Genomic DNA, 11,831 nt, shown 5'->3' on the forward strand with positions numbered 1-11,831 from the left:
TGGTTGATTAGCTGCTCTTCCTGTGTCACATCCCGATGTGCCGGGTTCGTTCGCGCCTCTGAGTTGGCTTGCATCGTGAAATTTGAAAACAAACCACTGGACGGTTGTTTTTAATTATACGTTACAATCCGGGAACCGCAATCAGCGGGAACCGCAATCAGCGGGCTCGTCGGTCATTGACGCAGATCAATTCGAGCTGCCGGCTTGGGTTCAAGGAAGGCCCTGATTTCTGGTAGAGCCGGTGACCGGCCCGTGGGAACACCCCTCAGATCTTTGAACAGAGCCTTTGAATGCTACCCAAGAAAGATGACGCGCCCGACAAGCGCCGCTACCTGTCCTCTGCCGCCAGAAAAGAAGAAATACTCGACGCGGCCTCGGTCGAATTCGCGGATCGGACGTACAACGCCGTGTCAATGGAGCGCCTGGCGGAATGCGCAGGCTTGTCCAAGGCTGGCATCTACGCCCACTTCAAAAGCAAGGAAGAAATTTTTCATGCCTTGCTCGAACGTACGACAAAGCAGATTTGCGATTTCCAGGGCTGGCTCCCGGATGAAGATCTGACGTTGCCAGAGCTGGTAGATGTCTACCTGGATCGCCTATACGCGACCTTTAGCTCCCCTGCCACGATGTCGATTTACCGGCTGCTTCTGGCCGAAAGCGCCAGAACACCAGAGCTGGTGCAGCGTTGGCACAACGAAGTTGCGCACGGACTGAAAGAGCGGGCGCAGCTCATCATCCAACGCAACATAGAACGGGGCATCATTCGTCCGGGCGTCTTGACCGAGCACTTTTTCCCGCTGGCACTCGCTCCCGCACTGCTATGGCTGAGCTCGTCAATGCTATCCAGGGGCAACCCTTCCATAGCGCTGGTGCAGTTACAGGATGCGCATCGGCAACTGCTGCTTGAGCTTTTGGAGCCTCGATGAGCAAGGTGACGCAAAAAGTCAGGCACCTCCCCATGCGCCTGGTGATCGGCATTGCGGTGCTATTGCTGACTGCGTGGGGCGCCCTGGCCCTGTGGCACCAGATGCCGCAACATCCAGGGGCTCGCTGGATCGCCACTCTGGCGTGGTCTGCCTCGGGGCTGTCCGTCGCGGTGTCGCTGGCAGGCCTGCTTGAAAGACGGACACGCAGGATTGCCGGATTCGTGTTCGGGGCCGCAACGGCAGCCCTGCTCATGTGGTGGGGAGCGCTGCAGCCATCACACCAACGCGCATGGGCTGACGATGTCGCCCAGTTGCTGGAGGCCAGGATCGACGGCGATCATGTTCAACTGAAAAATGTACGCAACTTCGAATGGCGCAGTGAAACCGATTACACGCCGCGTTGGGAGAACCGTACCTACGACCTTACCCGCCTGCGTAGCGCCGACCTGGTACTTTCCTACTGGATGGGGCCGAACATCGCTCACACGCTCGTATCGTTCGGCTTCGACGATGGCGAGCGGGTGGTGTTCTCACTGGAAATACGCAAGGAGCGCCACGAGACCTTCTCAGCGGTCGGCGGATTTTTCCGTCAGTTCGAGCAGATCCTGGTAGCCGCCGATGAGCGTGACATTGTGCGTACGCGCAGTAATGCGCGAGGCGAGGACGTTTATCTCTATCGGTTGCAGATAAGTCAGGCAAAAGTCCGCGCGTTGTTTCTGGAGTATTTGGATGCGGCCAATGGCCTGCGGCGCGCGCCACGCTTTTACAATACCTTGACCAGCAACTGCACGACCATCGTGTTCGAGTTGGCTCGGCTCATTGCGCCAGCGTTGCCGGCGGACTATCGCCTGCTGCTGTCCGGACACTTTGCGGAATACATCCATGACCTGCACGGATTGACGCCCGGCCATCGCTACGCAGAACTGCAGGCACTGGGGCACATCAACGAACGCGCACTGGCCTCTGACGCATCAGGAGACGACTTCTCGATGTCGATTCGACAAGGTGTGCCCGGCGTGCCGGCCGACGAGGTATCTCCATGAGGTTCCAGCAGTCTTGCCGCATGGCAGTGTGGCTCGTCATTGCCCCGCTGTTGCTGGGGGGCTGCTCGATCCTGCGTGAGTTCGGCCCAGTGGTTGAGGTTCATACACTGGATGCGGGCGAGGCCATCGAACTCAAGCGCGGCGATATCCTGACACGCGGCAAACTCAGCGATGCGACGACCCAGACCATCAGGGTGGCGGCATTGGATGCGCAGGCTTGCGCAAAACCGATCTCAGCGGATTGCGTCGAGGCCCTGGCCGCCGTGACCGGCGTTGCCGCGGATCGACGCCTGGCTGCACTGTCCGAACTGTGGCTGGCGCAGGCTCAGGCCATGAAGCCCGGATCAGAGCAGCAAGCCGCCTGGCTTGAGACCATTCGTTATGCCTATGCCTACCTGTTCTTCGGTGACCATACGCCTGGGGAGCGAGCCTTCGAGGATCGCCAGACGCAAGTGCGGGATTGGTATAACTATGCGGTCGAACGTGCCGCCACCGGGATGTTCGAGGTTCGGCAACAAATGTCTACGCAGTTGCCAGCGCAGACCCGCTGGAACATTGCAGGCTGGGAGCTGCAGCTGGATATGCGCAGCGCGCGCTTGCCGGGCAGTACGGCGGTGCCAGCCGAACTCCTGCCAGCCTCGTCCCTGTCTTTCCGCGGACTGCGCAGCCTCTACCGGCGCGACGGTTTCGGCGCCGAGCTGGTGGCGGTCATGCCGGACGAACCCCTGACTTCCGCCCCCACCCGGGATGGCCATCCAGCGGCCAAACGCAATCAGCAGCCTCTACCCTGGAGCGAGATGCCCGCGCCGTCCATGACGATTCTGCTGCACCCGGACGGAGACGACCTGGACAGCGTGCTGCATACCCGCACTGTCCGTTTGACGGTGCATGACCCCTATGTGGAGTCGGCCATCATGCTGCGCGGGCAGCGCGTACCGCTGGCGGCCAATTTCACCGCCGGCTACGGACTGTGGCTGGCCCGCGCCAACTTCAACCGGCAGTCGCTGCGCAGCCTGCTTGGGCGCGAGGGTGGAATCGACCGTCCGCACGTCTACCTGATGCAGCCCTACGATCCGAACCGACGGATCATCGTCATGCTGCACGGACTGGCCAGTAGCCCGGAAGCCTGGGTGGAACTCGCCAACGAAATCCTGGGCGATGAGGCGCTGCGCCAGCATTACCAAATCTGGCAGGTCTACTATCCGACCAATATGCCGATCGCATTGAACCACGCGATGATTCGCAGAGCGCTCGGGGATACGCTGGCGCATTTCGATCCTTCCGGCCAGGCGCCGGCATCGTCCGACCTTGTACTGGTGGGGCATAGCATGGGCGGGGTCATCGCGCGGTTGATGGTGTCGTCAACCGACCAGTCGCTGGTGCAGCTGGCTGCGGATCGCAGTCGGCTGACGCCGCAGCAGATCAAACGCATAGATCCGATGTTGCGTTTCGAGCCCTTCCCGCATGTCGGCCGCGCCATCTTCATCGCAGCACCGCACCGGGGCACGTCGGTCGCAGGTGGACGCCTGGGGCGCTGGATGGCGGGATTCATTCGCTTCCCCGTTACGGTGCTCGAAGAACTCGCCCACACACTAGCACCCAATGCGGCGGCCAGCAGCCACGAAAGCCTGGGGCATATCCCCAATAGCGTCGACAACCTCGACGAGAACGATCCTTTCGTGCGCGCGGCGGCGGACTTTCCCATCTCTGCCCAGGTGAACTATCACTCGATCGTGGCCCAGGCCAATGCCGAAGTGGCCCTCGCTGATTCCGATGATGGTCTCGTGCCTTACCGCAGCGCTCATCTTCCCGGGGCGCAATCCGAGAAAATCATCATTTCAGGACACAGCGTGCAACAGAGCGCGGCGGCAGTGCTGGAAATCCAGCGCATTCTGAGAGAGGACATTGCTCTGCGGGAAGCGCATTTCATGCAGCCATAGACAACTGCCATCTGCTGTACGCAGCCGAGCTGATTTGGGCAAGCTTCTATCTTTCAGATGGGCGTAGTGCACTCCTCTGTAATGCGTAGGTCGTAGGTTCGATTCCTATTTCCGGCACCAGATTTAAGCTAACAAGCTGTAAGAAAGTATCGAAAAATCAAGGAGTTGGCCGGGTTCCCGTCCAGCCCCTTTTTTCATGCCCTCCCGGTCCGTCCCGGTGTTAGTGCCGACCCAAAACTGACCATCTGGGGGTGCGGACGAAAACTTGGACTACCAGGAGGTAGTTCATGTATTCCTACGAAGATCGAATTCGAGCGGTTGAGCTCTATATCAAGCTGGGCAGGCGCGTCAGGCCCACGATCCGCCAGCTGGGTTATCCAACAAAGAATTCTCTGAAGGGCTGGTACAACGAATACCAGCAGAAGCTCGACTTGCCAGCGGGCTATGCGGGCCGGAGACCCAAGTTCTCGAAGGAACAGAAGGCGGCAGCTATCGAGCTTTACCTCGCTCACGACCGCTGCATTGCGGCCACCATGAGGGCACTGGGCTACCCCTGCAGAGGGACGCTAACCGCTTGGATTCGCGAGGCCCTTCCTGAAGCCAGAAGGCGTGTCGTCGGCAGTACGGTGCGACGAAGGTATTCCGGGGAGCTGATGCAAGCAGGAGTCATGGAACTCTGCACTCGCGAGGAAAGTGCCCAGGCTGTAGCCGACAAGTTCGGCGTGTGCCGGCCAACGCTGTACAACTGGAAGAACCAACTTCTGGGACGTGAAGCACCCGCATCCATGAAACGTACCAATCCATCTTCGCCTTCGCAGGAGCGCGATGAGCTCGAGCGCCAGGTTGAGTCCCTGCGCCGCGAAGTCAGGCAACTGCGCCTCGAGCAGGATCTTTTGAACAAGGCCAACGAACTGTTAAAAAAAGGCCTGGGCGTCGACCTGCAGCTCCTGTCCAACCGGGAGAAGACACTGCTGATTGACGCCCTCAGGGAGCACTATGGCCTGCCAGAGCTCCTTGCACAGTTGGATCTTGCGCGCAGTTCGTATTTCTATCACCGGGCCCGCGCAGCGGTGGGCGACAAGTACCTGAAGGTTCGGCAATCCATCACCGACATCTTTGAGTCGAACCACCGCTGCTATGGCTACCGCAGGCTGCAGGCATCTCTGACCAGGCAGGACGTCACGATCTCAGAGAAGGTTGTACAGCGGTTGATGAAGCAGGAAAGCCTGGTTGTTCCAAGGCCCAGAAAGCGCCGCTATGCGTCTTACCTTGGCGAAATCAGCCCAGCACCTGAGAACCTCATCGATCGCGACTTCCAGGCCGCGGTGCCCAACGCGAAATGGCTCACGGACATCACGGAGTTCCAGATCCCGGCTGGCAAGGTGTACCTCTCGCCCATCATCGACTGCTTCGACGGAATGGTCGTCAGCTGGACCATTGGGACCAGTCCGGACGCGGAGTTGGTCAACACGATGCTGGACGCAGCCATCGAGACGTTGGCCGACACGGCTGATCGTCCCGTGGTCCACTCCGATCGGGGCGGCCACTACCGCTGGCCGGGTTGGCTCTCAAGAATGAGCAACGCGAACTTCATCCGCTCGATGTCTCGCAAAGCATGCTCACCTGATAACGCTGCCTGCGAAGGCTTCTTCGGTCGGCTGAAGAATGAGCTGTTCTATCCTCGGGACTGGAAGACCGCCACCATTGAGCAGTTCGTCGAGGCGGTCGACTCGTACATCCGCTGGTACAACGAGAAGCGGATCAAGATCGCACCCGTATTCTTGTCAGCGGTGACAGCGCAGGCGGCGGCCTCGCGGCGGCGCTGGCATTGCTCGCGCGCGATAGGGGTAAGTATGCGATCGCCTACCAGCATCTGGTCTTCCCAATGATCGATGACCGCACGGCGATTGATCCCGACGTATCACCCTATGCAGGGGAGTTCATCTGGACGCAGGCCTCAGATCTGTATGGCTGGACATCATTGCTCAATTGCGCGCCCGGCTCGCGCGAGGTGTCCTGCTACGCCGCTGCGGCACGGGCAGAAGATCTTGCGGGATTGCCACCCACATTCATCATGTGCGGGGCACTAGACCTATTCCTTGAGGAGAGCCTCGAATATGCCCGACGGTTAATGCGGGCTGGGGTGCCCGTCGAAATGCACATCTACCCTGGCGCTCCACACGGGTTTCAGATGGTGCAGACAGCAGTGGTGAGCCAACAGGCAGTTCGCGACTCCACGGCAGCGTTGTCAAAAGCATTACGAGGGACGAGACACGAATGAGCGGTGATCCGCAGCTCATTCGGCGCAAATGCGATCAGCATGGATTTCTTTGAAACTGGTCGTTTTGCGTCGTATTGACGCGCAGAAGCGGCGCTCCGCACTAGTAGCTATAGTGCGGCGCCCTTTCGCCTTGGGAAGGCGTGGCGACGGTGGCGAAACATTGTCTTAAGAAGGCGACAGTCATCAGGGCGGCCTCTACGTCGGTTTGTCGCTATATTGCGTTTGCTCAAGGAAATCCACAATCCGTTCGTGGTAGTCCTGTCGATGACTCGGACGTCCACTGCCCGCCAAGGAATGCGTGCCCCCAGGGTAAAGGACCATCGTGGCGTCGGCCTTGCCACTGCGCACTAGAGCGGATTTCACCCGTTGGGTGCTGGCCCGGCTGCGCCACCATCGCTTCGACACCGTCGCCCAGGTCGATGCAGCCATCACCGAACTGCTATCGAGCGTGAACGACCGGCCGTTTCAGAAGCTGCCCGGCAGCCGCGCCAGCGTGTTCGCCGAACTGGATGCGCCGACACTGATGTCGCTGCCGCGCCAACCCTATGAGCTTGCCCGCTTCAAGACGGTGAAGGTCCACATCGACTACCACGTCGAGATGGAGGGCCACCGCTACAGCGTGCCGCATGCGCTCGTCGGCCAGGCCCTGGAGGCGCGCCTCACCCGCCACGGCGTGGAGTTGCTGCTGCGCGGCCAGCGCGTGGCCGCCCACGCTCGCAACGAGCGCCGCGGCGGCTACACCACGGTGGAGGCCCACATGCCTGCTGCCCACCGCGCCCACCTGGAGTGGACGCCTCAGCGGCTGATCGATTGGGGCCAACGCATCGGCATGGCATGCGGCGAACTCATCACCCGGCTGCTGCAGACCTACAAGCATCCCGAACACGGCTACCGCTCCTGCCTGGGACTGCTGAACCTGTCGCGCCGATATGGCGAGGCACGGCTGGAGGCGGCCTGCGAACGGGCCCTCGCTCTGGGTGCCTTCCGCTACCGCCATGTGCGCGACCTGCTGGCCAACAACCGTGACCAGGTGCCGCTGGATGCCGAAGCCGAATGGACCAGTCCGACGCACGCCAACCTGCGCGGACCGGGCTACTACCAGTGAGGACGACCGACCTCACCAGCCCAGAGCCCACCATGAACCCATCCAATCCATTGCACCCACACGCCATGCTCAACAACGCCACCCTGACCCAACTGCGCGCGCTCAAACTGCAGGGCTTCGCCGACGCCTTGCAGCAGCAGCAAGAACAGGCCGACTGCCTGAACCTGTCGTTCGACGAGCGACTGGCCCTGCTGGTCGAGCGCGAGGTCTACGCCCGAGGCGACCGCAAGCGGGCTCGGCTGCTGCAGCGTGCCCAGCTGAAGTACCCCACGGCCACCTTGGAGGACGCCAGCTTCGAGACGGTGCGCGGCATCGACAGGTCCACCTTGATGGGCGTCGCACTGTCGACCTGGATCGAGCGGGGCGAGACGCTGACCTTCGCCGGCGCCACCGGGCTGGGCAAGACGTGGCTGGCCTGCGCGCTGGCCCAGTACGCCTGTCGCCAGGGACACTCGGCGCTGTACCTGAGGGTGCCACGTCTGGCCGAGGAGCTTCGCATCCTCCACGGCGCAGGCACCTTCCGACGTTGGCTCGAGCAGCTTGCCAAGGTCGACGTGTTGATCCTGGACGATTGGGGGACGGGTCCGATGGACAGTGTCACCCGGGGTGACCTGCTGGAGGTCATTGATGACCGGGTAGGCCACCGCGCGACGATCATCACGCACCAGTTGCCCATCGAGCATTGGCACGCCTGGCTGGGCGACGCCACGATCGCCGACGCCATCCTCGACCGATTGATGCAAAGCTGCCGGCGCTTCAATCTCGAGGGCGAGTCGCGTCGCACCGGCAAGGCCGCGCGGGCGGCAGCCAAGTCAACAAGGGCAGTTCAGGAGGCCAGCCAATGATCTGAGCGAACCTGACCGCCCCTAAACTCTGCCCCCTGCGCAGCACCGCCATCGACCTGGGCGGTCACGATCACCGAAACGCGTGGTCACGTTGCCGAAATGACGCCGAATTCACCGCTCGGCGTGCCGGTCACGATGGACCGAAATGGGCGGTCACGTTCGCCGAAATACGCATTTTCTACCTGCGGCCTCCCATGGACGTGGAGATCGACCCGAAGACCGGGATCCTCCATGCCTACGCGAAGATCTTCGACAACTCCTGGTATCCCCACTCCCCAGGGTTTTTGCCCACGGCAGTGGTGGGTGCATCCCCGCTGGGAAAGGGATCAGCGGTGGTTGGGGTGGAGCACGGAGGCCGTTACCACGCTGCCTTGCGCCTGAAGCCTGAAGACGTGGCTGAGCTGAACCGGGTCGGGCGCGACGCTACCGGGGATCGAATCTTTTTCAAGGTCCTGAAGGGTGGCCTTCAGCCCAACGGCCTGCCAGACATCGTTCTCCAAGTCGACCGTTTGGAGATCGGCTACAAAAACCAGGTCATCGGCATTACCCCATCCAAAGACAAGGACGCTTGAATGAAGCCACAGACGAAGTTTGCCGCAGCCCTGGGGGTGCAGCCGGGTTGCCCCGTGCAGGTCACGTAAGGAACTGGCGCAAGCGCCGAGCTGCTGGGCCACTCCCAGCGATAGGGGTTGTTCGTCTTCCCCACCAGGTCGGATGCGCAGGCCTGGCGACAAACCGCCATGGATGTGCCCCCACCGGTCCAGTTGTAGTCGCAGTAGTGCATACCCGCGTAACCCTTCGGGAGCAACTTGACAGGTCGGTTGCGTTTGGGCTGTTCCCATCAAATCAACGACAGATACGGATTGTTTGGAGGCACCTCCGTAAACAACAAATGGGGGTCTTGCAAAAGGTAGCCATGCAGGCGCCGTGATTTTCGCGGACCTGTCACTTCGCTGGCCCAGATGTTCAAGCCGTTGGGATGCTTGCGATGCAACTGCAGCCGCTCGAAGCGCTTTTGCACCCATTGCCAATCTTGTTGGGTCTCCTGTTGTGTCAGCATGCCCACTTGTGGGTGTTCTTGTGCGTACCGCTGGAACACGCCAGGGCTGACCAGATACGCGGTGTCGCTCACGGTATGCACGAGCGCCTTCGCATCATTGATGATGAGCTTGCGTAAAGCGATGCCCTGGCGCAGCCACTCCATGAAATGCTCACCGGATGGCCGTGCGCTTAAGGGTGGCGGTGCAGCTATGGCCGTGGATACAGGCGACGTTGGCGAGGTCACAGCCATAGTCGGCATAGGTGCCTCGGAGCGTGCGGCAGATGTGCTGGCTGCATCGGCCTGCTCATTGTGAGAAACGTCGGGCGGGCCGCCCATGCCTACCATAGCTAACATGTCTTCCATGGCATCGGGCATGGCCGGGGAAGCGGGCGGGGGAGCCTGGGCAGCGATGTTGCCGCTTTCCTCCCAACGCTTCGGCTCCTGACCCTCGGCGGCTGGCTTTGTCGCGATCGCGGCCGGGGGTACGAAAGCATCGGTATCTTTGGCTGCAGGCGCTGCGTCGATTACCACGGTGCCAGCGAACGGTGTCGGCCGCTGGCCTGATTCCCAGATCAGCGCAGGAGCGATGCGCAGCAGCGTGAACGAGTGGGACCAGCCGCTGGGGCTGGTCACGGTCGCCCGCCAGACCGCCTTGGCGTCTGGTGTGGGCTGCAACATACCGTGGTCCTGCAGCACGTTGAACACCGCGGTGTTGTTCACAGGGATGCCATCGATACCCTGGGAAAGCAGGTGCGCACGCAGCTTGTCGGAGACCGTCTTGCTCACCAGCCACAGCGCGTCCTCGGTGAGCCAGCCATCGGAGGCCTCGGGCTGGTTCAGTTTCAACTCTTCCTTGAGCAGATAGCGCAGCCCGTCGAGTAGCTTGCGTTGCAGCGCATGCTTGGGTGCGGCCATGGCGCGCGCCGGATCGCCGCCCAGCTCCTGCGCTACCGAGGCACGGTCGGCTTGCACGACAAGCTCGCCCAGCACGCCGGCGTGCTCGTACTGGCCGGCCAGGACGTAGAGCAGCGGTCCCCACAGGTCGGGATAGCCACTGAGCCAGTCCAGGGCATCACTGTCGAGGAGTTGGCGGTAGAGCAAACCTGTCGCAGCGCTGTGGAGCCGAGCTGCTCGATCGTCGCGGTCGCGGACGCGGGATGGCCGGTGCAGCGGGCCATGCCAGGGGTGCCACAGCGAGCCGTCGGCCAGTTCGACGTGCAGATCGACGGCGATCTTGCCGATGTCATGCAGCAGCGCGGCATAGGCGACTGCGGCAGTCCAGGCTTCAGACTGCGCCGCCTGGTCTTCGGGGCTGGCCCCGATGGGCAGCAGATGCGACTGCCGCAGCTTCAGGCTGTAGGCGACGATTTCCAGGCCGTGGTCGAGCATGCCGCCGGGGTAAGCGTGATGATGCGCCTCGGAAGCCGGGAAAGCCTGGACCAGCTCGGCGTAGCGTTCCAGTGGCGCCCGGTACAAGGTGGCGAACTGCTTACGTGAGAGCGACGTGCGCTGCCAGATGTGCTCCAGCAGTTTCTGCCGGCGCGGGGTGGCCAGCAGCGATGCGGCCGACTCGGGCCGCATCAACCCTTTCGGGAGGTCGGATGCGGGAGGTGGCGTCGGAGCGGTAGCGACCGCGGGCCGTTTTCGCTGGAACAGAGAGAGCATGCGGATGTCCTGTCGCGGGCCGAGCGGGGTGCCTTTTTGCCTTTTCGAGGTAGGGCCATTCCCCTTGCAACCCATTCCCTCGCCATTTCGACCCTTTACAGCCTTTGGGTATAGGGCGACGGGTGCTGACCGTCCACCGCCAATGCGGGTTGCGGAAGGGCCGTATTGATACAGGAAGGCTGGCTGTTCACGCCCTACGATGGGCCGATTCTTGGACTCGGGAGAACGCTGTGAGGCCTCAGATTGACAAAGTAAGGAAATTTCCTTACCATGCAGGTATCGCAATCAGGAGAGTCGCCATGCCTGCCATCCACGAAGTCGCCACGCTGACCTCTAAAGGCCAGATCACGCTGCCCAAGCCCATCCGGCAGGCGCTCGGCGTCGATGCCGGCGGCAAGCTCGCGTTCGATCTGCGGGGCAGCGAAGTCGTCGTCACCCGTGTTGATGCCGAGCACGAGGACCCCGCCATTGGCGCGTTTCTGAGCCTGCTGGCCCGCGACATCGAAGCTGGCCGGAACGTCCGGGGCCTGCCCGAGGATCTGGCGCGCGCCATGCTGGAGCATGCTGGCCACGGTGTGAACCTGGACGAGGAGATCGACGGGAAAGTGGAACTCTGATGCAACGGCATGGCTGGACGCTGCTCTTCCACGACTGCGTGATCGAGCAGTTGCAGAAACTGCATGCGGCCGCGAGGCGCGCGCAGGAGAATGACCCGGCGGGCTTCGAGTCCAATGCCAACGTCAAGCTCTTCCGGGCCCTGAGCCAGTTGATGTTGGATGTGGTGCCAGGCGATCCGGCACGCGACGAGTACCGCCAGGGCAACACCTTGGGACCTGCCCACCGCCACTGGCGAAGGGCCAAGATCGGACGGCGGTTCCGGCTGTTCTTCCGGTACGACTCGAAGGCGAAGGTCATTGTGTACGCCTGGGTCAACGATCAACAGACACAGCGGACTTCGCGAACCAAATCGGACCCGAATCTCGT

General features: G+C 61.8%; 9 protein-coding genes and 2 pseudogenes. 10 read left to right on the forward strand and 1 reads right to left on the reverse strand.

Going from position 1 to position 11,831, the window contains the following annotated elements; all coding sequences use genetic code 11:
- The first annotated feature begins 290 nt into the window (after positions 1 to 290).
- The 8 genes and pseudogenes from HNR75_RS15095 to HNR75_RS15130 all read left to right on the forward strand — a co-directional run bounded on the left by HNR75_RS15095 (position 291) and on the right by HNR75_RS15130 (position 8,712).
- Positions 291 to 926 carry a TetR/AcrR family transcriptional regulator gene (locus HNR75_RS15095; RefSeq protein WP_188027804.1) on the forward strand — a complete coding sequence of 212 codons (636 nt, stop codon included), beginning with the start codon at positions 291 to 293 and terminating at the stop codon, positions 924 to 926.
- Positions 923 to 1,969: an Lnb N-terminal periplasmic domain-containing protein gene (locus HNR75_RS15100; protein WP_139731147.1), complete on the forward strand. Its 1,047-nt coding sequence runs from the start codon at positions 923 to 925 to the stop codon at positions 1,967 to 1,969. Before HNR75_RS15095 ends, HNR75_RS15100 begins: the two co-directional genes overlap by 4 nt.
- Before the next feature lie 20 nt (positions 1,970 to 1,989).
- Entirely contained in the window at positions 1,990 to 3,909 is a 1,920-nt protein-coding gene (locus HNR75_RS15105; protein ID WP_246358991.1) for an esterase/lipase family protein, read from the forward strand.
- A 287-nt stretch (positions 3,910 to 4,196) separates the two neighbouring features.
- Positions 4,197 to 5,702 (forward strand): annotated as a pseudogene (locus HNR75_RS15110) (IS3 family transposase); the annotation flags it as partial.
- Positions 5,687 to 6,190, forward strand: a complete 504-nt coding sequence (locus tag HNR75_RS15695; RefSeq protein WP_162850478.1) for an alpha/beta hydrolase fold domain-containing protein — start codon at positions 5,687 to 5,689, stop codon at positions 6,188 to 6,190. The pseudogene HNR75_RS15110 and the gene HNR75_RS15695, both read left to right, overlap by 16 nt.
- Positions 6,191 to 6,554: 364 nt before the next feature.
- A pseudogene (locus tag HNR75_RS15120) lies at positions 6,555 to 7,295 on the forward strand (Mu transposase domain-containing protein); the annotation flags it as partial.
- Positions 7,296 to 7,327: 32 nt separating this feature from the next.
- Entirely contained in the window at positions 7,328 to 8,140 is an 813-nt protein-coding gene (gene istB, locus HNR75_RS15125) for an IS21-like element helper ATPase IstB (RefSeq protein ID WP_275065860.1), read from the forward strand.
- Between the two features lie 194 nt (positions 8,141 to 8,334).
- Positions 8,335 to 8,712: a hypothetical protein gene (locus HNR75_RS15130; protein WP_012112351.1), complete on the forward strand. Its 378-nt coding sequence runs from the start codon at positions 8,335 to 8,337 to the stop codon at positions 8,710 to 8,712.
- A gap of 269 nt (positions 8,713 to 8,981) precedes the next feature.
- On the opposite strand, the gene mobH is transcribed toward HNR75_RS15130, so the two are convergent.
- Positions 8,982 to 10,847 (reverse strand): MobH family relaxase, encoded by a 1,866-nt coding sequence (mobH, locus tag HNR75_RS15135; protein ID WP_188027805.1) that lies wholly within the window; start codon positions 10,845 to 10,847, stop codon positions 8,982 to 8,984.
- Between the two features lie 299 nt (positions 10,848 to 11,146).
- On the opposite strand from mobH, the gene HNR75_RS15140 reads away from it, so the two are divergent.
- Entirely contained in the window at positions 11,147 to 11,464 is a 318-nt protein-coding gene (locus HNR75_RS15140) for a type II toxin-antitoxin system PrlF family antitoxin (RefSeq protein WP_023098543.1), read from the forward strand.
- Positions 11,464 to 11,831: type II toxin-antitoxin system YhaV family toxin (locus HNR75_RS15145; RefSeq protein WP_188027806.1), on the forward strand; the 368-nt coding region annotated here is incomplete at its 3' end. The genes HNR75_RS15140 and HNR75_RS15145, both read left to right, overlap by 1 nt.

It is taken from the genome of Tolumonas osonensis, assembly GCF_014202415.1.
GTDB classification, from domain to species: Bacteria; Pseudomonadota; Gammaproteobacteria; order Enterobacterales; family Aeromonadaceae; genus Tolumonas; species Tolumonas osonensis.

Excerpts from the sequence above, each read along its gene's own strand:
- HNR75_RS15095 (WP_188027804.1), top strand. The coding sequence starts at position 291 with ATGCTACCCAAGAAAGATGACGCGCCCGACAAGCGCCGCTACCTGTCC.
- HNR75_RS15100 (WP_139731147.1), top strand. The coding sequence starts at position 923 with ATGAGCAAGGTGACGCAAAAAGTCAGGCACCTCCCCATGCGCCTGGTG.
- HNR75_RS15105 (WP_246358991.1), top strand. The coding sequence starts at position 1,990 with ATGGCAGTGTGGCTCGTCATTGCCCCGCTGTTGCTGGGGGGCTGCTCG.
- istB (WP_275065860.1), top strand. The coding sequence starts at position 7,328 with ATGAACCCATCCAATCCATTGCACCCACACGCCATGCTCAACAACGCC.
- HNR75_RS15130 (WP_012112351.1), top strand. The coding sequence starts at position 8,335 with ATGGACGTGGAGATCGACCCGAAGACCGGGATCCTCCATGCCTACGCG.
- mobH (WP_188027805.1), bottom strand. The coding sequence starts at position 10,847 with ATGCTCTCTCTGTTCCAGCGAAAACGGCCCGCGGTCGCTACCGCTCCG.
- HNR75_RS15140 (WP_023098543.1), top strand. The coding sequence starts at position 11,147 with ATGCCTGCCATCCACGAAGTCGCCACGCTGACCTCTAAAGGCCAGATC.